This is a genomic window from Streptomyces sp. NPDC058375 (assembly GCF_042723425.1).
GTDB lineage: Bacteria > Actinomycetota > Actinomycetes > Streptomycetales > Streptomycetaceae > Streptomyces > Streptomyces durocortorensis.
This window is the reverse complement of sequence record NZ_JBHXJG010000028.1, coordinates 1-21,054: the sequence shown is the minus strand read 5'-3', so window position 1 is coordinate 21,054 and position 21,054 is coordinate 1. Positions and strand designations below refer to the sequence as shown.

At 72.8% G+C, this 21,054-nt stretch carries 15 protein-coding genes and 1 pseudogene; 6 read left to right on the top strand and 10 right to left on the bottom strand.

Going from position 1 to position 21,054, the window contains the following annotated elements; all coding sequences use genetic code 11:
• Positions 1 to 52: 52 nt before the first annotated feature.
• On the top strand, positions 53 to 1,153 hold the full coding sequence (locus ACFWM7_RS07465; protein ID WP_383256226.1) for a DUF2637 domain-containing protein: 1,101 nt from the start codon (positions 53 to 55) through the stop codon (positions 1,151 to 1,153).
• Between the two features lie 24 nt (positions 1,154 to 1,177).
• Here the strand turns inward: ACFWM7_RS07465 and ACFWM7_RS07460 are convergent, their stop codons facing one another.
• Positions 1,178 to 1,642, bottom strand: coding sequence for an ATP-binding protein (locus ACFWM7_RS07460; RefSeq protein WP_383256224.1), 465 nt, complete (start codon positions 1,640 to 1,642; stop codon positions 1,178 to 1,180).
• A 257-nt stretch (positions 1,643 to 1,899) separates the two neighbouring features.
• On the opposite strand from ACFWM7_RS07460, the gene ACFWM7_RS07455 reads away from it, so the two are divergent.
• Both ACFWM7_RS07455 and ACFWM7_RS07450 read left to right on the top strand, forming a co-directional pair.
• Complete coding sequence (locus ACFWM7_RS07455; RefSeq protein WP_383256222.1) at positions 1,900 to 2,334, top strand: ribonuclease domain-containing protein; 435 nt, start codon at positions 1,900 to 1,902, stop codon at positions 2,332 to 2,334.
• 74 nt (positions 2,335 to 2,408) lie between these two features.
• Positions 2,409 to 5,522, top strand: coding sequence for an alpha-mannosidase (locus tag ACFWM7_RS07450; RefSeq protein WP_383256220.1), 3,114 nt, complete (start codon positions 2,409 to 2,411; stop codon positions 5,520 to 5,522).
• A gap of 5 nt (positions 5,523 to 5,527) precedes the next feature.
• Here the strand turns inward: ACFWM7_RS07450 and ACFWM7_RS07445 are convergent, their stop codons facing one another.
• The 3 genes and pseudogenes from ACFWM7_RS07445 to ACFWM7_RS07435 all read right to left on the bottom strand — a co-directional run bounded on the left by ACFWM7_RS07445 (position 5,528) and on the right by ACFWM7_RS07435 (position 13,539).
• The gene (locus ACFWM7_RS07445) at positions 5,528 to 7,270 is read right to left on the bottom strand and encodes a pyruvate dehydrogenase (protein ID WP_383256217.1); all 1,743 of its coding nucleotides are present in this window, start codon (positions 7,268 to 7,270) and stop codon (positions 5,528 to 5,530) included.
• A 111-nt stretch (positions 7,271 to 7,381) separates the two neighbouring features.
• Positions 7,382 to 8,899, bottom strand: a complete 1,518-nt coding sequence (locus ACFWM7_RS07440) for a protein phosphatase 2C domain-containing protein (RefSeq protein WP_383256266.1) — start codon at positions 8,897 to 8,899, stop codon at positions 7,382 to 7,384.
• A gap of 868 nt (positions 8,900 to 9,767) precedes the next feature.
• Positions 9,768 to 13,539, bottom strand: a pseudogene (locus ACFWM7_RS07435) (S8 family serine peptidase).
• 210 nt (positions 13,540 to 13,749) lie between these two features.
• On the opposite strand from ACFWM7_RS07435, the gene ACFWM7_RS07430 reads away from it, so the two are divergent.
• Complete coding sequence (locus ACFWM7_RS07430; protein WP_383256215.1) at positions 13,750 to 14,742, top strand: helix-turn-helix domain-containing protein; 993 nt, start codon at positions 13,750 to 13,752, stop codon at positions 14,740 to 14,742.
• A 91-nt stretch (positions 14,743 to 14,833) separates the two neighbouring features.
• Positions 14,834 to 15,316 carry a DUF456 domain-containing protein gene (locus tag ACFWM7_RS07425; RefSeq protein ID WP_383256213.1) on the top strand — a complete coding sequence of 161 codons (483 nt, stop codon included), beginning with the start codon at positions 14,834 to 14,836 and terminating at the stop codon, positions 15,314 to 15,316.
• Between the two features lie 194 nt (positions 15,317 to 15,510).
• On the opposite strand, the gene ACFWM7_RS07420 is transcribed toward ACFWM7_RS07425, so the two are convergent.
• Positions 15,511 to 16,884, bottom strand: coding sequence for an AlkA N-terminal domain-containing protein (locus tag ACFWM7_RS07420; protein WP_383256264.1), 1,374 nt, complete (start codon positions 16,882 to 16,884; stop codon positions 15,511 to 15,513).
• Between the two features lie 73 nt (positions 16,885 to 16,957).
• Complete coding sequence (gene rsgA / locus ACFWM7_RS07415) at positions 16,958 to 18,121, bottom strand: ribosome small subunit-dependent GTPase A (protein ID WP_383256211.1); 1,164 nt, start codon at positions 18,119 to 18,121, stop codon at positions 16,958 to 16,960.
• Between the two features lie 358 nt (positions 18,122 to 18,479).
• Between rsgA and ACFWM7_RS07410 the strand changes: the two genes are divergently transcribed.
• Positions 18,480 to 18,980, top strand: coding sequence for a DUF5949 family protein (locus tag ACFWM7_RS07410; RefSeq protein WP_383256209.1), 501 nt, complete (start codon positions 18,480 to 18,482; stop codon positions 18,978 to 18,980).
• Positions 18,981 to 19,154: 174 nt separating this feature from the next.
• On the opposite strand, the gene ACFWM7_RS07405 is transcribed toward ACFWM7_RS07410, so the two are convergent.
• The 4 genes from ACFWM7_RS07405 to ACFWM7_RS07390 all read right to left on the bottom strand — a co-directional run bounded on the left by ACFWM7_RS07405 (position 19,155) and on the right by ACFWM7_RS07390 (position 20,856).
• Positions 19,155 to 19,562 carry a rodlin gene (locus tag ACFWM7_RS07405; protein ID WP_383256207.1) on the bottom strand — a complete coding sequence of 136 codons (408 nt, stop codon included), beginning with the start codon at positions 19,560 to 19,562 and terminating at the stop codon, positions 19,155 to 19,157.
• Positions 19,563 to 19,680: 118 nt separating this feature from the next.
• Entirely contained in the window at positions 19,681 to 19,899 is a 219-nt protein-coding gene (locus ACFWM7_RS07400; RefSeq protein WP_383256203.1) for a hypothetical protein, read from the bottom strand.
• A 188-nt stretch (positions 19,900 to 20,087) separates the two neighbouring features.
• The gene (locus tag ACFWM7_RS07395) at positions 20,088 to 20,498 is read right to left on the bottom strand and encodes a rodlin (protein WP_383256201.1); all 411 of its coding nucleotides are present in this window, start codon (positions 20,496 to 20,498) and stop codon (positions 20,088 to 20,090) included.
• A 67-nt stretch (positions 20,499 to 20,565) separates the two neighbouring features.
• Entirely contained in the window at positions 20,566 to 20,856 is a 291-nt protein-coding gene (locus ACFWM7_RS07390) for a hypothetical protein (RefSeq protein ID WP_383256199.1), read from the bottom strand.
• Positions 20,857 to 21,054 lie beyond the last annotated feature (198 nt).

Sequence of the window (21,054 nt, the reverse complement as noted above, 5' to 3'; positions counted from 1 at the left end):
AATTCCGTCACGATGGCGCACGAAACGCCCTACGTGACGCAAGGGACCGCGCATGAGACTGACCGACATATCGCTTGACTGGCTGCTTCCGGGCGCCGTACTGCTCGTGGGGGTCATGGCGGCGGTGACGGTGGTCGCACGCGGCAAGCGTGCCGCCGGCAAGGCCGCGGCCGACGACTCCTGGGAACGCAGCGAGGAACGCCGCAGACGCAAGGAAGCGCTGTACGCCACCGCCAGTTACGTCCTGCTGTTCTGCTGCGCGGCGGTCGCCGCCGCGCTCTCCTTCCACGGGCTCGTCGGCTTCGGCCGGCAGAACCTGAGCCTCAGCGGCGGCTGGGAGTATCTGGTGCCGTTCGGACTGGACGGGGCCGCGATGTTCTGTTCCGTGCTGGCCGTACGGGAGGCGAGCCACGGAGACGCGGCACTCGGCTCCCGGCTGCTGGTGTGGACGTTCGCCGGGGCCGCCGCCTGGTTCAACTGGGTGCACGCCCCCCGGGGCATGGACCACGCGGGCGCCCCGCACTTCTTCGCGGGGATGTCGCTCTCGGCCGCGGTGCTCTTCGACCGCGCGCTCAAGCAGACCCGCCGTGCGGCACTGCGCGAACAGGGCCTGGTGCCCCGTCCGTTGCCGCAGATCCGGATCGTCCGCTGGCTGCGGGCCCCCCGGGAGACCTTCGGCGCCTGGTCGCTGATGCTCCTGGAGGGCGTCCGCACCCTGGACGAGGCGGTGGACGAGGTCCGGGAGGACCGGAAGGAGCAGGAGCAGGACCGGCTGCGCCGCAGGGACCAGGCCAAGCTGGACCGGGCCCGTATCAAGGCCCTGAACCGGCAGAACCGGGTCTGGGGACGCGGCCGGAGCGGGCAGCAGGTCGATGTGCCCGCCCTGGCCCCGGCCTCGGGAGGCGGGACGCCGGCCGTCGCGGAGCCCGCCATAGCGGAGCCGGGTCAGCTGCCCCTGCGACCCCGGCCATCCCTGCAAGCCGTCGGCCCGAAGCAGACAGCCGATGGTTCGAGCCCGAAGAGCCTGGACGCGCCGAACCAGGGAAGTGACCCTCGGACCGTCGACCTCACCGCTGAGGACGATACCCAGACACTCCCGCGGCTCGACTCGCTGGAACAGAAACTGAAGGATCTGGAGCAGCAGTTCGGCTGATCGAGCCGCGCGGCGGTGGGCTTCTCAGGCCCTTCCGCCGTGCAGCTCGAACCAGATGGTCTTGCCCAGGGCCTGTGCCTGCACGCCCCAGGCGTCGGCCAGGCTCCGGACCAGGATCAGGCCCCTGCCGTGCGTACCGTCGTCGGCGTTCGGTACGTACGGCGCGGGCAGATCCTCGGACGCGAAGTCCTGAACCTCCACCCGCAGTCGGGCGGAGGTCGCCGTGGCGGTGACCACGGCCCCGTGCCGGGTGTGGATGAGCGCGTTGGTCACCAGCTCGCTCACGAGCAGCTCCGCCGCCTCGGTCTGTTCCTGGCCGGAGCGGTGTCGGAGGAACTCCCGCAGCTCCCGGCGGACTTCCCCCACCGCCGACCGCTCGGCGTGCCCGACTCTTCGGCGCATCCGGGCCGGCTGCGGCGCCTCACCCGGTCTCCGGCCCCGGGGGCCGCGCCCCTCGACGACCACGGTCCTCTTCTGACGCTTCGCCATTTCCCCCGCCCGCACAGTGAACCGACCTCCTTCGATTCGGCTGTCCGTCGAACAGCCTCACGGGATGCATGCCCCTGTACGCACACGGTCACGCTTATGGGCCCGTCAAGAAGTGAACGGTCGGAAGCGGTGAGGGGCGCACGGAACATCCCACCCGCGCACGCCATCACCACATAGGCGCAGCTCCGGTCAACGTCCCGCGAACACCGCTGAGTTGACGTTGACGACTCGGCTTCTACGCGCGTCATCATGATGGCATGCGCATCCCCCCACGCATCACCCGGCTCGGCGGCTCGGCCGCCCTCCTGTCCCTCCTGCTCGCCTCGGGACCGGTCACGGCCCAGGCCGCCACCCCGGCGACGACCTCCACCACCGCCTACTCCGCGACCGCGTTCCGGGCGGCGGCCGTGGGCAGCATCTGCTACTCCGCCCTGCCGCCCCAGGCGCACGACACCCTGGATCTGATCGAGCAGGGCGGGCCGTTCCCGTACGAGCAGGACGGCACCGTCTTCCAGAACCGGGAGGGCCTGCTCCCCGACCGGTCCACCGGCTACTACCACGAGTACACGGTCATCACGCCCGGCTCGGACACCCGCGGCGCCCGCCGGATGGTCACCGGCGAGCAGACGGAGGAGGACTACTACACCGCCGACCACTACGCCTCCTTCGACCTGGTCGACCACGACTGCTGAACCCCGCTTCCGAGGGGTGTTCCGCACGCTCCCGGGGAAGGAACCTGAGCCCCGCACCTTCCCGAGGAGCTGTGATGCACGACGACCGCACCCTGGTGGAGGGCCGCCTGGAGAGGGCCCTCCACCAGTTCGTCCGCCCGGCCCAGTACGCCGCCCGCACCCCGCTCGCCCTGACCGTGTGGCACGTTCCGGGCGAGCCGGTACCGGTGTCGGAGGCCCTCGGGGCGGACTTCGAGCCGTTCGCGGCCGGTACGGAGTGGGGGAAGCCCTGGTCCACCAGCTGGTTCCGGCTCCGGGGCGCGGTGCCCGACGATTGGTCGGGGCGCCGGGTGGAGGTGGTCGTCGATCCGGGGTTCACCGGCCAGGGGCCGGGGTTCCAGGCGGAAGGCATGCTGTACGACCATCTGGGCGTCCCCCTGAAGGGTGTGCATCCCCGCAATCGGCATCTGCCGCTCGCGCACCCGGCGGCAGGCGGGGAGCCGGTGGATCTGCTGCTGGAGGCGGCGGCCAATCCGGCGGTCCTGGAGCACGGTTTCGAGCCGACCCCCCTCGGCGATGTGCTGACCGCCGGCGACCGGCCGCTGTACCGCTTCGCCTGCGCCGACCTCGCGGTCCTCGACGAGGAGGTCTGGCATCTGGTCCTCGACATCGAGGTGCTCTCCGAGCTGATGCACGAGCTGCCCGCCGACCGGTCACGGCGGCACGAGATCCTCCGGGCGCTGGAGTCGATGCTCGACGCGCTGGATCTGCACGACGTCTCCGGCACCGCGGCGGCGGGCCGGGCGGCGCTGGCCGAGGTGCTGGCGCGGCCCGCATCCGCGAGCGCGCACCGGATCTCGGCGGCCGGGCACGCGCACATCGACTCGGCGTGGCTGTGGCCGCTGCGCGAGACCGTCCGCAAGGCGTCGCGTACGTTCGCCAATGTCACCGCCCTCGCGCAGGACTACCCGGAGCTGGTCTTCGCCTGTTCGCAGGCCCAGCAGTACGCCTGGGTGAAGGAGCACCAGCCGCACGTCTGGGAGCGGATCAAGGAGGCGGTGGCGGCCGGGCAGTGGTCGCCGGTCGGCTCGATGTGGGTGGAGTCGGACGCCAACATGCCGGGCGGTGAGGCGCTGGCCCGCCAACTCGTGCACGGCAAACGGTTCTTCGAGGAGGAGCTGGGCGTCGAGACGGAGGAGATCTGGCTGCCGGACTCCTTCGGCTACACCGCCGCCTTCCCCCAACTGGCCCGGCTGGCCGGGGTGCGGTGGTTCCTCACCCAGAAGCTGTCGTGGAACCAGCACAACAAGATGCCGCACCACACCTTCTGGTGGGAGGGCATCGACGGCACCCGGGTCTTCACGCACTTCCCGCCGGTCGACACGTACAACGCCCAGCTTCATGCCCGCGAACTGGCGCACGCGGAGGAGAACTTCGCCGACAAGGGCCGGGCGACGCGTTCGCTGGTGCCGTTCGGCTGGGGCGACGGCGGGGGCGGACCGACTCGCGAGATGCTGGAGCGGGCCCGCCGACTGCGGGACCTGGAGGGCTCGCCGCGCGTGACGGTCGAGAAGCCCTCGGCGTTCTTCGCGGCGGCCGAGGAGGAGTACGGGGAGCGGGCGCCCGTCTGGTCGGGCGAGCTGTATCTGGAGCTGCACCGGGCCACGTACACCACGCAGGCGAAGACCAAGCAGGGCAACCGCCGCAGCGAACACCTTTTGCGGGAGGCCGAGTTGTGGGCAACGGCAGCCGCGCTGCGCTCCCCCGCCCACCGCTATCCGTACGAGCGCCTGGACCGGGTGTGGAAGACGGTGCTGCTGCACCAGTTCCACGACATCCTGCCCGGTTCGTCGATCGCCTGGGTGCACCGCGAGGCCCGCGACACCTATGAGGAGGTGCGCGCCGAGCTCGCGGACCTGGTGGCCGAGGCGGTGGCCTCGCTGGGCGCGGCCGAGGGCATGGTGGCGCTCAACTCCTCGCCGTACGACCGGGTCCAGGTGGTCGAGCTGGACACGGAGGCGGCCGGGGTGCTGCCGTCCGGGGCGCACGTCCAGGAGCTCGGCGAGGGCCGGGCCGCGGTGCTGGCGCGGAGTCCGGGGCTCGGGGCGGGCCTGCTCGACGGGGCCTCGGTCCCGGAGCACGCGGTGACGGCGGAAGCCTCGGATTCAGGTGCCATCGTCCTGGACAACGGGCTGGTGCGGGTCGTGGTGGACGGCGACGGGCTGGTCCCGTCGGTCCGCGATCTGCTCGCCGGGCGCGAGGTGCTGATCCCCGGCACCCGCGCCAACCTCCTCCAGCTGCACCCGGACCACCCCAACCACTGGGACGCCTGGGACATCGACCGGCACTACCGCCGCACCCGCACCGATCTCACCGCCGCCGATTCCGTGTCGCTGGTGGAGGACGGGCCGCTCCGGGCGGCCGTGCGGGTGGTGCGTTCGTTCGGGAAGTCGACCGTCGTGCAGGAGCTGCGGCTCGCGGCGGGGGGCCGGCAGCTCGACGTCGACACCGAGGTGGACTGGCAGGAGTCGGAGAAGGTCCTCAAGGCGGCCTTCCCGCTCGACGTCCACGCCGAACGGTCCACCGCCGAGATCCAGTTCGGCCATGTCCACCGGGCGACCCACGACAACACGTCCTGGGACGCGGCCCGTTTCGAGATCTGCGCCCACCGCTGGCTGCGGGTCGCCGAGCCCGACTACGGCATCGCGCTGCTCAACGACTCGACGTACGGCCACGATGTGACCCGCACCCCGCACCCGGACGGCCTCGGCACCACGGTCCGGCTCACGCTGCTGCGCGCCCCGCACAGCCCCGACCCGCACACCGACCTGGGCGTGCACCGCTTCCGCTACGCGCTCGCGCCGGGCGCGGGGGTGACGGACGCCGTACGGGAGGGCCTGGCGCTGAACCTCCCGCTGCGGGCGGCGGTGGCCCCGGTGGTGCCCGCACTCGTGTCGACAGGGCACCCGGCGGTGACGGTCGAGTCGGTCAAGCTCGCCGAGGACCGCAGCGGGGACGTGATCGTACGGCTCTACGAGTCGGCGGGCGGCCGGGCGCGGACCCGACTGACGGTGTCGTCCCCGGTCGCGGAGGCCCGGATCACCGATCTGCTGGAGCGGCCGCTGCACCCGGCGGAGACCGACGAGGACGGGCTGGTCCTCGACCTGCGGCCGTTCCAGATCCTGACGGTGCGCCTGACACCCGCCTGAAGGGCTTAAGGACGCGGCACGTTACGGAGGTTGGAGCGGGCCATCTGGAGCATCCGGCCCACTCCGCCGTCCAGCACGATCTTGCTGGCGGAGAGCGCGAAGCCGGTGACCATGTCGGCGCTGATCTTCGGCGGGATGGAGAGCGCGTTCGGGTCGGTGACCACGTCGACGAGCGCGGGGCCCTTGTGCTTGAACGCGTCCTTGAGCGCGCCCTGCAACTGCTTGGGCTTCTCCACGCGTACGCCGTAGGCGCCGGCCGCGCGGGCGATGGCGGCGAAATCGGGGTTCTTGTTGGTGGTCCCGTACGACGGCAGCCCGGCCACCAGCATCTCCAACTCGACCATGCCGAGCGAGGAGTTGTTGAACAGGACGACCTTCACCGGCAGGTCGTACTGGACCAGGGTGAGGAAGTCGCCCATCAGCATGGAGAATCCGCCGTCGCCGGACATCGCGACGACCTGCCGGTTCAGGTCGGTGAACTGGGCGCCGATCGCCTGCGGCAGGGCGTTGGCCATCGAGCCGTGGCTGAACGAACCGATCACCCGGCGCTTGCCGTTGGGCGTCAGATAGCGGGCGGCCCACACGTTGTTCATGCCGGTGTCGACGGTGAACACGGCGTCCTCGTCGGCCATCTCGTCCAGCACGGAGGCGACGTACTCGGGGTGGATCGGGACGTGCTTCTCGACCTTGCGGGTGTAGGCCTTGACCACGCCCTCCAGGGCGTTCGCGTGCTTCTTCAGCATCCGGTCGAGGAACTTGCGGTCGGACTTGGGCTGCACCCGGGGGATGAGGCAGCGCAGGGTCTCGCGCACATCGCCCCAGACCGCGAGGTCGAGCTTGGAGCGGCGTCCCAGGTGCTCGGGACGCACATCGACCTGGACGATCTTCACGTCGTCCGGGAGGAAGGCGTTGTACGGGAAGTCCGTGCCGAGCAGGATGAGGAGGTCGCACTCGTGCGTCGCCTCGTACGCGGCCCCGTAACCGAGCAGCCCGCTCATGCCGACGTCGTACGGATTGTCGTACTGGATCCACTCCTTGCCGCGCAGCGCGTGCCCGACCGGGGACTTGACCTTCTCCGCGAACTGCATGACCTCGGCGTGCGCCCCGGCCGTGCCGCTGCCGCAGAACAGCGTCACCCGTTTGGCCTCGTCCACCATGCGGCAGAGCTTGTCGATCTCCTCGTCGCCGGGCCGTACGGTAGGCCGCGCGGTGACGAGGGCATGCTCGATGGACTTCTCGGGGGCGGGCTTGGAGGCGATGTCGCCCGGCATGGTGACGACGCTGACGCCGCCGCGGCCGATGGCGTGCTGGATCGCCGTCTGGAGCAGCCTCGGCATCTGCTCCGGGTTGGAGATCATCTCGTTGTAGTGGCTGCACTCCTGGAACAGCAGCTCCGGATGGGTCTCCTGGAAGTAGCCGAGGCCGATCTCGCTGGAGGGGATGTGCGAGGCGAGGGCCAGCACCGGGGCCATGGAGCGATGCGCGTCGTACAGGCCGTTGATCAGATGCAGATTGCCCGGCCCGCAGGAGCCGGCGCAGGCCGCGAGCGAGCCGGTGACCTGCGCTTCGGCTCCGGCCGCGAAGGCGGCGGTCTCCTCGTGGCGGACGTGGATCCAGTCGATGGCCGAGTTACGCCGGATGGCGTCCACGACGGGGTTCAGGCTGTCGCCGACGACGCCGTACAGACGTTTGACGCCCGCCCTGGCGAGGATGTCGACGAACTGCTCCGCCACGTTCTGCTTGGCCATGGGTGCGCGCCCTTTCCTTGCCCGTGCTCCGTGCACTTCGGTTGTCCGGACTCCGGAGCCCGAAACGCCGTTCGCCGGACTCCGGAGTCCATCAACCCACGGGGCGCGCGGTTACGCCTCCCAGACGGCGGCGCAGGTGCGGTCGTCGGCGTACCCCTTGATGCGGAGCTGGGTGTCGGCGAGGAAGGCGGGCAGGCCGGGCGGCCCTCCGCTCCCCCAGCGCTCGGCGAGTTCGCCGGGGAGGGCCGGTTCGCCGCGCATGGGCTCGGCGAGTCCGTTGCTGCACAGCATGAGCGTGTCGCCGGGCCGCGCCACGGAGGCCCGGAACCGGAAGGGCTGAGCCGGCGACTGCGGGGGCCCTTCGGCGTTCGGGGACGCCGGCCCGGTGATCTGGAGGTCCATGGTCAGCCGGTCCCCGTCCGGTCCCGCCTCCGGCTCGTCGCCGGGCCGCGCGGCCGGGCCGCCCTCCGGGATGAAGGGCTCCAGATCCTGCCAGAGCCCGTCGCGGAGGCGGAAGAGGCCGCCGCTGCCGACGCCGAAGAAGACCCGGGTGCGGCAGTCGGGGTCGGCGGACAGCAGGAGACACCGGAGGCTCGCGGTGTACGCGTCGGGTTCGACGCCGAGTTCGGCGGCGCGGGCGCGCAGCTTGCCGTACGTACGGTCGGTGAGCCGGTGCAGACCTGACTTCAGGTCGCCCCGGCGGCCGGCTCTTATGTCCTCGGAGAGCCGGAGGTGGCTGCGGGCGACGGCCCCACCGATCCAGCGGCAGGCGTCGGCCGCGGCGAGGTGGGCCGCCTCGCCGTCCCGCCTGCCCCCGGCGACGGCGACGAGGACGAGGGCGCTCTCGGCGGCCCCGAAGCGGGCGGTGAGCAGCCCGTCGCGCCGGGGCTCGCCCCGAAAGCGGGCGGAGTCGCCGCGCACGGAGGCGGCGCGCAGGGTGTACGTCCCGTAGCGCGCGCCGTCCAGGACGGTGTCGGGGACAAGGCCGTCCAGGTTCTCCGAGGTGGCGGAGGGCAGGGCGGAGGGCTCGGCGTCATAGGTGGGCGGCCGGTCCCCGAGATGCCCGACGGCGGGCCGTGCGTCGACGGCGGTCGCCGGGTCCGGCGGCAGTTCGTGCAGGGCGCTGGGGTCGGACGCGACGGGCCCCGCGTCCGGCTCGCTCTGCTCCGGCACGCGCGGCGTGACGAACGTCCGGGGCCCCGACTGCCCGGCGGGCGCTTCCCAGGGGGCGGGGAAGACGGTGGTGGGGGGCGCGGCGGGAGGGGAGGCCGGAGGCGATACGGGCCGGGGTGCGGGTGGCGACGTTACGGGGGGAGGCGGGGGCGGGGTCGACATACGGGGATCCGGCACGGGGCCGGGGGGCGGGGGCACAGGGCCGGGTGCCGGGGGGGGGGGGGGGGGGGGGGGGGGGGGCGGTGCGGGGGGGCGGGGGGGGGGGGGGCGCCCCCTCCGGGGCCGCGGCCGGGGGGGGGGGGGGGGGGGCCCCCGGGCGGGGGGCGGGGGCGGGGGGCGTGGGCTGGACGGAGGCCCTTGCCGTGGCCGACGGCGCGGCCGCCCCCGAGCCGGGGGCCCGGGCCGGTCCCGGACTGTCGGCCGGGGCAGGCCGGGGGTCCGGGGCCGGGCCGGTATCCGGAGCGGGGGCCGCGATCGGGCCCGGATCCGCTGCCGGGGCCGGGGAACGGCCCGGAGGCGGCGGCCCATCGGGCCGGTCCGCCACGAGGTCCGGCCCCGGTCCCGCTGCGGAAACCGGGGTACGGCCCGGGGCCGGCGACGGATCCGAGGCGTCTCCCAGGTCCGGCACCCGGCCCGGTCCCGGGGCCGGGGACGGGCCCGAGGCCGCCGACGGGCCTGGCGCCGCTCCAGGACCAGGGGCCGAGGGCGGGCCGGGGGCCACGCTCGTGTCGGCGTCCGGGGCAGCAGCCCGGTCCGGGCCCGCGCCCCCGCCCGGCCCCCTCTGCGCCACCACGGACCGGCCCTGCTCCGGCGGCGGCCGGTACGCATCCGGGGCCGGGGCCTCGTAGTGATCGGCGTACGGGGCCTCGTCGCTCTCGGCGTCCGGGGCCTCGTAGCGGTCCGCGAACGGGTCCTCGTAGGCGTCCGCGTACGGGTCGCGGGCGGTTTCGCGCCCGGTGGCCCGGCGCGTGTCCGCCGGGCCGCTCACCGTGTCCGACACGGAGTCGAAGCGGTCGTCGAGGCTGTCGGCCGCGCGGCTGGGACCGGTGTCCGGCGCGGACTCGTCGTACAGCTTGCGCCACCAGTCGTCCTCGTGGGCGGCGGGCTTCTCCCCCTGCTGACTCATGCCCTTATTGTCCACCGCGAAGGCGGCCCGAAAACGGGGCATCGGGAAAAAGTGGCCCGTAAATGGGGTCCGCCGGGCGGCCCCACCCCCCACGGGAAGGACGCCCGGCGGACCGGTCCGGGTGATCGGCATCTCGGCGTTTCAGCCGCTCGTACGCTCAGCCGATCATCGGTACAACGGCTCTCTGTGTCCGCCCTCTCAGCGCACGGCGTACGCGTCGTTGACGGTCTGGACGACGGAGTTGCCGTTCGCGTCGCTCAGTTCCGTGCGCAGGGTGACGGACTGGCCGGTCGCGTCCGCGTGGTCGACGGTCGCGGTCCAGCGGCCGCCCTGCTGCGCGGTGGTGGCCGCGTGCCAGGTCTCGCCGCCGTCGTAGCTGAACGAGACCTTCGCGCCGGTGAGTTCGCCGGGGGTGTAACCGGCGTGCCCGGTCGCCTGGAGTCCGATCCGCTGACCGTTCTTCGCGGGCACCGTCTTCATCCCGTCGGTGGGCACGTCGTAGCGCGGGAAGAGCAGCGGGAGCCCCTGGGACGCCACGTCCGGCTTCCGCTCGGAACGGAACGACCAGGTGGTCTGCGTCTGCGTGGACCGCTTCCAGACCGCCGCGGGCGAGCCGATCTTCATGGTCGTCAGGGTGAGTTCGTACGCGGCGTCCTCGGCGGGCACGGTGAAGACACCGAACGGATAGCCGCTCTCGCCCACGACTTCGCCCTCCCGAGTGAGCCGTGTATTGCCGATGTCGCCGAACGAGCCCTGCTGGCCGACGTGTTCGGAGTCGGTCATGAAGGCCGGGGCGAAACCGATCTGATCACCCTGCCGTTCACCGGCGAGCGCCTCGTCGCCCTGGGCGTCGCGCGGGGCGCCCGGGACCAGCAGGCCCCGGTACCACTCCTCCGTCGTGGCCCGACCGGCCTGGTACGCACGGGCGTCGCCCGTCATCAGCTCGCCCCAGGGGAAGCTGGAGGAGAGCATCTTCTGCCAGACGGTGTCCCCCGCCGTGTAGAACTCGGTGCGCTTTCCGGGGGCGGCGGCCAGGGCGAGGGAGGACGCGCTGTAGGTCGCGCCGTAGGGGCGGGAGACGAGGAGCGTGTCGACGAAGTCGGCGGCCACGCCCATGGATTCATGGGTGGAGACGACCGAGCCGAGCTTCTTGTCCCGGACCTTGTAGGTGCGGTCCGAGGTGATCCGCCCCGTCTCCGGGAACGACAGGTTGTAGACGAAGGGGCTGACGGCCGTGGCGGTCCAGGAGACCTCCGCCTTCCCCCTGCCGAGGGCGGTCGTCAGCACGGCGGCCTCGTCGGCGCGCAGGCCGAGCACCGGCAGGGGCGCGGCGCCGTAGCCGAGGCCCGGCTGCCAGTCGCCGGCCGAGGGGCGGTGCACCAGGAGCGCCTTCGCCCCGGCGGCCTGGGCGGCCCGTGCCTGGGTTAGGACGCCCGAGGTGTCGTCGCCGACCTTCACCAGGGCGATCCGGTCCTTCGCTCCGGCGGCCTCCAGTTCGGCGGCGCTGCCCGCACCGGCGTCGACGACCTCGGCGCGGCCGGTGCCGTCCAGGTTGACCGAGCCCGTGGTGGCGGGCCGGGGGTGCAGGACCGCTCCGCCGACCAGGGAGAACTTCTGGATCTGCGGGGCGTAGGCGCGCCAGAAGGAGGCGAACTCGAATTCCCCGTCACGGGCCTTGCCCTGGACGTCGATCAGGTAGTCCTTGATGATCCCGGTGCCGGAGATGGATCCGGAGTGCAGCCAGGTGTCGTCCCAGGAGCGCCCGAACGCGAGGGTCGCGCCGCGGGTCTCGGCGGCCCGGTCCTCGGTCCGTACCTTCAGGCGGTGGGCCTTGCGGGCGTCGAGGACGAGGGTGGTGTCCTTGGTGACATTCAGCTGAGGGCGCGCCAGATAGGCGACAGAATCCACGAGTTGCCCGGTCGGGTCGGCGGTGTCGGGTGAGCCGATGAAGCTGGAGACGAAGTACGCGCCGGGACGGACCTGGTAGGTCTGGTCCGTGGCGCCCTCGTTGAAGCGTCGTTCACCGGAGGCGGTGTCGGTGCCGATGAGGTCGAGGGAGGAGACGCCGTCAGCGGGCTTTCCGGTGCGGTCGACGAGCTTGACGCGCAGGGTGACGGTCTCCGGCGCCACGTACAGGGAGAACGGGGTGGAGACCTTCACTCCCCCGGTGGCCGTGGCGAGGACCCGGCCGGTGACATCGCCGTACTGGGCGGCGGTCAGCCGGGCGTCGGGGGGCGAGCGTGAGGGGCACCTCGACGGATGCCCTGGCCGGCACGGTGACGGATGTCCGGCCGAGCGAGGCGATCTTCGAGCGGACCGTCGAGCCGTCGTTGCCGGTGACGCCCGCGACCTTCAGCGAGAGTTTCACCGGCTTGCCGCTCGTGTTGGTGTAGGGCACGGCGACGGTCGTGCGGTCGCTCTTGTCCTGCGGCCAGTTGAAGGTGCCGCCCTGCACGGCGGGAGCGCCGGTCACGGGCGTACGGACGGCGCGGTCGACGTCGAGACGGCCGCCTCCGGTCTCGCGTACGTCACCGGGGACGGCGCTGCTCGCCGAGGAGACCAGGGCCGCCTTGATCTGCTGGGCGGTCCACTCGGGGTGACGCTGCTTCACCACGGCTGCCGCGCCCGCGACATGCGGGGTCGCCATCGACGTACCGGACATCGAGCGGTACGCGTCCGGGCCCCGGCCGCCGGCGGCTGCGGCGGAGATGGCGACGCCGGGCGCGGCGATCTCGGGCTTGAGGGTGTGCGAGCCGATCGCGGGGCCGCGGCTGGAGAAGTTCGCGGTGGAGTCGTCGCGGTCGACGGCCCCCACGGTCAGGACACCGGGTGCGCAGCCGGGCGAGGAGACCGTGTTCAGGGACGGGCCGAGGTTTCCGGCGGCGACCACGAACAGCGTGTCCTTGTTCTTGCCGAGTTCCTCGGCGGCCAGGCTCATCGGGTCGGTGCAGTCGGTGGGTTCGGCGCTGCCGAGGCTCATCGAGACGACGTCGGCCTTGTTGTCGACGGCCCACTGCATGCCCGCGATGATCCAGGAAGCGGCGCCGGAGCCGCTGTCGTTGAGGACCTTGCCGACCATCAGGTCGGCGCCGGGCGCGACGCCCTTGTTCTTCCCGTCGCTCGCCGCGCCGGAGCCGCCGACGGTGGAGACGACATGGGTGCCATGGCCTTGGCGGTCGTCGGGGTCGGGTGAGTCGGTGAAGTTCTCCGATGCGGTGATCCGGTCCTGGAGATCGGGGTGTTCGGCGTCCGCGCCGGTGTCCAGGACGGCGACCTTGGTGCCGGTGCCGTCGTAGCCGGCGGCCCAGGCACGGTCCGCGCCGACCTGCTTCGTCGACTTGTCGAGACTGGCCTGAACCTTGCGGTCGAGCCAGAGCTTCTTGAGGCCGGCGCCCGAGCGGGAGCGGGGCGCGGTGAGGTCGGCCCAGAAGTCGGCGGCCTGCTTCTTGTCGGCCTTCAGGGCGAGTCCGTCGATGACGTCGAGGGTCGCCCCGCGCTCGGCCCCGCGCGGGGTGACGAGGGTGCGGCGGGCGGTATCGCCGGTGTAGGTGGCGATCAGCGGGACGGAGTCGGCGCGGCTGTCGTCGTAACCCTGGCGGATGAGCCCGGTGACGTTGAACAGCTCCTCGTCCACGGTGCCCGCGGCGAGGGCGGCGACGGCGGACTCGGGGTAGACGTACAGGTCCGGGCCGGACTGCCGGGTCTGGACGAGGGGGGTGCTGCCGTCCTCGCGGGGCAGGGCGGAGGCGGCGGGCGCGCCCGAGGCGTCCGTGGTCACCAGCACCCGGTCGCCGGTGACGAGCGTCAGCGTGACGGGCTTCGGGCCGGTGGCGGCGGTGGCCGCGCTCCCGGTGATCGGTCTGTTCGCGTCTCGCCCGTCCGGTGGCGCGGCCACCGACGGCGCGATCACGGTGACGGCGAGCACGGCGGCGGTCGCCGCTCCCAGTGCCGTACGCGATATCGGGCGCATCGCTCTCCCCAGGTCAATCCGGAACAAAGCAGCCCAAGGGGCCGCATCCCGGAGATTGTTGGTGCTGCGGTGGCGCCACAGTGGCAGAGGGGCCAGAGGTACGGGGGATGATGTGGGCGGCGGGTTTACGCCGTGGCCCTTTCCCGCCACCCAGGACCCGCCGCAGGGGCGCCGCGATGCGCGATCACCACCGTCCGGGGAGGTCGGAGAATGCTGGGGGCCATAGGTCTCGACGAGAGACAGGAGACCGCGTACCGCGCGCTCGTCGCGGCGGGAGCCGCTGAGCTCACCGATCTCGCGCACCGGTTGGCGCTTCCGGAGGCGGACGCCGAGCGCGTGCTGCGGCGGCTGGAGCAGCAGGGCCTGGCGGCCCAGTCCTCGGCCCGGCCGGGGCGCTGGGTGGCGGCGCCGCCCGGGGTGGCGCTCGGGGCGCTGCTGATCCAGCAGCGGCACGAGCTGGAGCAGGCGGAGCTGGCGTCCGCGCTGCTCGCCGAGGAGTACCGGGCCGAGGCGAGCGAACCGGCGGTGCACGATTTGGTGGAGGTGGTGACGGGGGCGAGCGCCGTCACCCAGCGCTTCCACCAGTTGCAGCTGGGCGCGGTGTCCGAGGTGTGCGCCCTGGTGACGGGGAAGCCGATCGCGGTGACCGGGATGGAGAACGAGTCCGAGGAGCGGGCCGCCTCGCGCGGGGTGAGCTACCGGGTGGTGGTCGAGCGCGAGGTGCTGTCGACGCCGTACGGGATCCTGGAGCTGTCGGCGGCGCTGAGCCGGGACGAGCAGTGCCGGGTGGTGGACCGGGTGCCGACGAAGCTGGTGGTGGCCGACGGGAGCCTCGCCATGGTCCCGCTGACCGCGCGCGACGCGGAGCCCGCCGCCCTGGTCGTGCACGCCAGCGGTCTGCTGGAGTCGCTGATGGGCCTCTTCGAGGCGGTGTGGCGGGAGGCGATGCCGCTGCGGCTGGGCGAGGGCGGCGGGGTGCGCGAGGAGGGGGTCGGGCCGGATCCGACGGACCTGGAGATCCTGTCGCTGCTGCTGGCGGGGCTGACCGACGCCAGTGTGGCCAAGCAGCTGGATCTGGGGCTGCGGACCGTCCAGCGCCGCGTCAAGGGCCTGATGGAGCTGACCGGCGTCTCGACCCGGCTCCAGCTGGGCTGGCACGCGTACGAGCGCGGCTGGGTGGCCCGTACCGGGCCGCAGGGCTGAGGCCTGGGGTTCGTGGGCCCCGCCGCCTCATCGCCGCAGGTCGCCGGGGCGCTGACGGGCGGAGCCGGACACTCTCCGGCACGCTGGTCAGATGAGTGTGTGGCAGCTCGTCGCCGTCGGCCTGGTCATGCTGCTGGGTCTGGTCGGCGTACTGCTGCCGGGTGTGCCGGGGCAGGCGATCGTCTGGGCGGCGGTGCTGTGGTGGGCCCTGACCGACATGACACCGGCCGCCTGGGGCGTCCTGATCGGCGCGACGGGGCTGATGCTGCTGAACCAGGCCCTCAAACCGCTGCTGCCACCGCGCCGCCCGGGTGAGTCGGGGGCGCCCCGCCGGACGTTGATGATCGGCGGGGTCGCGGGGATCGTGGGGTTCTTCGTGGTGCCCGTGGTCGGCGGGATCCTCGGGTACGTGGGGGGCGTCTTCGGCGCGGAACGGCTGCGGCTGGGCAGTCGGGGCGCGGGCTGGGCGTCGGTGCGGTCGGTGATGCGGGCGACGGGCTATGCGGTGCTGGTGGAGCTGTTCTGCTGTCTGCTGGTGGCGGGCGCCTGGCTGGGGGCGGTGCTCTGGGGCTGACCGGGGCGGGGGTGGCCGGCGGGCCGGGAGGGGCCGGAGAGCCGGGCGCCCGCGCATGAGCCGGAGGGGGCCGGGCGCCAGCATCCGCGCATGGCCGGGGCCCGGCACCCGCGCATGGCCGGGGGCCCGGCACCCGCGCGTCACCCGGGAGGGCCGGGCGCCCGCGCGTGGCCGGAGAGCCTCCGCGGCCCGCGTCAGCTCGGGACCGCCTCCCCCGCCGCTTCCCGGTGGCGTACGGCGTAGGAGCGCCAGGGCCGCCACCGCTCCGCACCCGGCGTTCCGTACGGGTCGACGTCGGGGTCGCCGAGCGCCCGCATCCGGATCAGGGCGGCGGTGGACCGGCCGATCCCGGGCAGCGTCAGCAGCGCCTCCTCCGCCTCGTCCCGGTCGGCCCCGGCGTCCAGCCGCAGCCGGCCGTCGGCGAGCGCGGTGGCCAGGGCCCGCAGCGCCGGGTCCTCGGCCGAACCCGCGAGCACGCCCGGCTCCGGGAAGACATGGGTGAGCCCGCCGCACGGCACGTCCAGCGCCTTCCCGTACCGCTCGACCAGCTTTCCGGCCTCAGCGCGCCCCACCAGGGTCCGCACCGCGGCCTCCTCCGGGTCGGCCGCGCCCGGCGAGCGCAGCCCGGGGCGGGCGGCGACCAGCGGGGCCAGCCGGGGATCGGCGGCCAGCGCCTCGTCCACCGCGTACGGGTCGGCGTCCAGGTCCAACAGCCGGCGGACCCGCTGAACGGCGGTGGTCAGGTCGCGCAGGTCGGTGAGCTGGATCCGGGCCTCCAGCCACGGGCCGCCGGGCGACGCCTCGTCGACCGCGACGAGCCCGGAGCCGTACGGCAGCCGCAGGGTGCGCCGGTAGGTGCGGGAGCCGGGTGTCCCCGCCACCTCCTCGACCCGGTCGACCGCCTCGGCGGCCAGCAGGTCGAACAGGGCGGCGGTGGCGTACGGGCCGCGATGGGCGAGCCGCAGCGAAACCCCGGCCCGCAGCCCCTCACGGCGTCCGCCGCCGAGCCCCGTACCGGCCTCGGCGCGCAGGGCGCTGGGGGTGCGGGCGTAGATCTGCCGGATGGTGTCGTTGAACTGCCGCACGCTGGCGAACCCGGCGGCGAAGGCGATCTCGGTGACCGACAGCCCGGTCGTCTGGAGGAGCACCCGGGCGGTGTGGGAGCGCTGGGCGCGGGCGAGCGCGACGGGCCCCGCGCCCAGCTCCGCGTTGAGCTGGCGCTGGACCTGCCGGGCGCTGTAGCCGAGCCGCCCGGCGAGTCCGGGGACGCCTTCGCGGTCGACGACGCCGTCGCCGATCAGGCGCATGGCCCGGCCGACGACGTCCGCGCGGACGTTCCATTCGGCGGAGCCGGGCACGGCGTCCGGGCGGCAGCGGCGGCAGGCCCGGAAGCCGCCCGCCTGGGCCGCCGCCGCGGTGGGGTAGAAGCGCACGTTGGCGCGTTTGGGGGTGACGGCGGGGCAGCTGGGCCGGCAGTAGATGCCGGTGGTCACGACGGCGAAGAAGAACGCGCCGTCGAACCGCGCGTCGCGGCTGCTCACCGCCTCGTACCGGGTCCGATCGTCCATCACACCGTCCAGTGTGCGGCAGCCGGGGCCGCCGCACTCGCGGGATTCGGACGTCGAACCCGTACGCCCCCGGCTACCGCACCCGGCCGCGCTTGGCCTGCATGGCCGCGCGCCCCTCCGCGCCCTTGCGCTTCCAGTCCCGCAGGATCTCGGCGCGTACCCGGGCGTCGGTCTTGGCCACGATCCGCTGGTTCTCGCGGATCAGCTTGCGGTAGCTCTCCAGCCGCCGCTCGGGCAGGGTTCCGTCCTCCAGCGCGCCGAGGACGGCGCACCCCGGCTCCGCCTCGTGGGCGCAGTCGTGGAACCGGCACCCCGCGGCCAGCTCCTCGATCTCGGAGAAGACCTCGCCGACCCCGGCCCCGGCGTCGAACAGGCCGACCCCGCGGAGCCCGGGGGTGTCGATGAGGACGCCCCCGTGCGGCAGGAGCAGCAGATTGCGGGTCGTGGTGGTGTGCCGGCCCTTGCCGTCGACGTCGCGGGCCGCCTGTACGTCCATCACGTCCTGGCCGAGCAGCGTGTTGGCCAGGGTGGACTTGCCCGCTCCGGAGATGCCGAGCAGCACGCTCGTGCCGCCGGAGACGACGGCCCCGAAGATGTCGAGTCCCTCGCCGGTGGTGGAGCTGACGGGCAGCACCTGAACGCCTGGCGCGATGGCCTCGATGTCCTGGACGAGGTGGGACAGGGTGACCGCGTCGGGCACCAGGTCGGCCTTGGTCAGGACCACGATCGGCTGGGGCCGGTGCTCTCCGCCGGGGCCGTCGCCCAGCAGTGCGGCGCCTTCGGAGCTGGACAGGGCGAGCGCGAGGAACCGCTCGACCCGTCCGAGGTCCAGCTCGACGGCGAGCGAGACGCAGATGGCGATGTGGTCGATGTTGGTGGCGAGCACCTGGCCCTCGGACCGCTGCGACGAGGTCGAGCGGACGAAGGCGGTCCGGCGCGGCAGCAGCGTACGGACGAAGCGCGGGTCGCCGTCGGCGTCGAGCGCCACCCAGTCGCCGGTGCAGACGATCCGCATCGGGTCACGGGGCACCACGAACGCGGTGTCGGCGCGGACCGTGCCGTCGGCGGTGATCACGTCGCACTGACCGCGGTCCACCCGCACGACCCGTCCCGGCACGAGACCCTGCTCGGCGTACGGGGAGAAAGCGGCCGCCCAGTCCTCGTCCCAGCCGTACGGAGTCAGCGGGTGCGAGGAAGAGAGAGCGGAGGAAGAGAGGGAAGGAAACGAGAAAGACAAGGGAAACCCTTCACAGGGTGGCCCCGGCACGCGCGCTCGGCGCGGGAAGGAGAGAAGTGATCAGCCGGTGGCCACGGGGATGAGGACGATGCTCTTCCGGTTGTGGGCAGTGCCCATCGCAACGACAGCCATCAATGTCCTCACCTCCTGATTCCTCTGGTCCTCGGGTTCCCGGAACTGGCTTCCGGCGGAACGGTGATCACCCTAGCCCGGCCCCCGGGAGCACCGTCAACAGATTTATCCCGGCCCCCGGTCGGGGAAGGTTCGGACGGGGAGTTCGCCGGGGATACCCGCAATCTCCCTCGATCGGGTGATACGCATGCATAGGCCCCGGTCCGGGGCCGTTAGGGTGCCGAGCATGACCACACCCCAGGCCTCCACCGGAACGTTCACCCAAGCCCAGTTGGGCACCCAGATCCTGATCGGCTGGAGCGGCCGGCAGCCCGACGCGGACCAGGACACCGCCTACCTCCTCGCCTACTCGCTGGGCGACGGGCAGGACGGTCCGGAGGTCGGCCGCTCGGCCATGCGCGCCGCGCTGGAGCGCGCGGGCCTCCACGTCGGCGGCCCGATCCAGGACGCCGCCCAGAGCCCGGGCGTCCAGGCGAAGCTCCTCGTCCAGGCAGGACAGGCCGTCCTGACGCTTCCTCACCTCTCGGCGCAGTACCCCGCCCCCGCGGAGTGGCTGGCCGCCGCCCAGACGCAGGGCCAGGTGTACGGGATGTTCGCCACGAGCCCGTGGCCGGACGCCGTTCCCGGACAGCCGGTCAGCGAGGACCGGCTGCGGGCCTTCGCCGCCGACGAGGAAGTCGTCCGCACCGCCGCCCACTGCCTCCTCCCGGTCCGCTCCCTGGGCTGAAGCGCTCCCCGCCCCGCGCACGGCGAGGCCCACCACCCCCCGTGGAGTGGTGGGCCTCGCCGCGTGCCCGGTGCCGGATGCGGTGCGGTGCGGTGCGGTGCGGTGACAACGAGGGCGGGCGGCCCGAGGAGTGACCTCGGACCGCCCGCGCTCACACCATCAGGCTGGGGTGCGTCAGTTGTTGCCGACACCGTTGCCCGAGAGGACCGGGATGTCGTCCAGGATGTGCGACAGCGGCTCGTCGCCCTTGGCCTGGGTGGAGTTGTCGGCGCACTGCTGGTTCTGCGGGTTGGACAGGACGTTGACGTCCTGGACCGCGACCGGCACGATGCCGACGAGCGAGCCGACGTTGGCCTTGAGGGGCAGGCCGACGCACAGCTTGTTCAGGGTGCCCTGAACGAGCTGGTTCTGCGGGCTCCATTCGCCCTCGGTCTCGGCGTTGCCGATCTCCGACTCGGCACCGTTGCCGTTGAGCGTGGTGGTGCCGCCGTCGTTGCCGATCGCCATGGCCGTGGGAGCCGCGACCGCGGACAGACCGAGCAGGGACACGGCCACTGCAGCGCCGGCCATCATCTTCTTCATCAACTTCACCTTTCGGAGCGTCCCGTTGTGGAACGTACTGATCAACTGCCGTTGCCCCTGATCGGTTGCGCAGTACCACTCAAATGGGTTCGTTCCGGCGCAAGGTCGACGCTTCTCGTCAATTCCCGGGCGTCTCAGGCCCGGGAACCCGCTCCGAGGTGCGGGCCGCAGGCACGAAACCCCCGCGGCTGGGTGCGGGGCCCGGCTGCGGTTCCGCGAGGGGGTGGTCGCCTCCGGCCGCCTGCCACTCAGCGACGAGCCGGTCGTAGATCGGTGTGCCGCTCGGGGCGGGCCACCGCTCGGCGCTCTGCGGGGTCTGACTGTCGTACGGATCCATACGGGGGCCCTACCCGGCCCGGCTGGGGCCGTCAGCCGGGGTTACGGCATCCGGCCCAACCGGTTGACCCGACCGGAGACAGCGGCACACGGCAAGGGGCCAGTCCGTCCGGGGCGGCGAGGAATGGTCGCCGCACGGATGGACTGGCCCCGGGCGGGTCAGCGGGAGCTGACCGGAGCTACTCGGTCTCAGTTGTTGCCGGCGCCGTTGCCGGAGAGGACCGGGATGTCGTTCAGCAGGTGCGACAGAGCCTCGTCACCCTTGGCCTGGGTGGAGTTCTCGGTGCACTGCTGGTTCTGCGGGGAGGACAGGACGTTGATGTCCTGGACCGAGATCGGCACGACGCCGAGCAGCGAGCCGACGTTCGCCTTGGCAGGGAGGGCGATGCAGGGCTTGTTCAGCGAGCCCTGGATGAGCGCGAACTGCGGGCTCCAGTCGCCGTGGGTCTCGGAGTTGCCGTACGCCTGCGCGGCTCCGTTGCCGTTGACCGTCGTGGTGCCGCCGTCGTTGGCGATGGCCATGGCGGACGGGGCGGCCGCGGCGGAGACGCCGACGATGGAGACGGCGACGGCCGCCGAGGACATGAACTTCTTGAACATGGAAATGCCCTTCTGGAAAGTGGTGCTGTCAGGCGGGGAAGCCAGGGGAATGGTCGTGTCGCGGGGGTCAGCCGCCGAGGGGAACACCGCCGAGCAGCGGAGCGGCGCCCTCGACCGCACCGGTTGCCTGGCCCGCCAGCTTGCCTACCGTGCCGTCCTCCGCGAGCGTCTCCGTGGTCTCGGCGGCCGTGTCCACCACCGGGTCCACGACCTGCGGGGCACTGGCCATGACCTGGTTGAGGCCGCTGTCGAGGCTGAAGTTGGGGGCCGTGGGCGTAGTAGCGGCGAAGGCGGGGGTGGCCGTTCCGAGGGCAGCCACGGAACCGACAACGAGGGCGGCGGTCTTCGCGTACTTCACTTTTCTGGTTCCCTTCTGCGCGGCGTCTGCTTCGGTCACGTTTCCGTGCCGCACACAAGCTTTCTTTACCTGTGACTTCTGCCGCTTTCTCCCTGATCAACGATCAAGCCGCTTCCGGGAAACTGTGGGGTGAGAATTTTCTCCGGCACCGCGCACGCATTCTGCGCGGCAGGGACGCGAAAAGGCCCCGGACGGCAC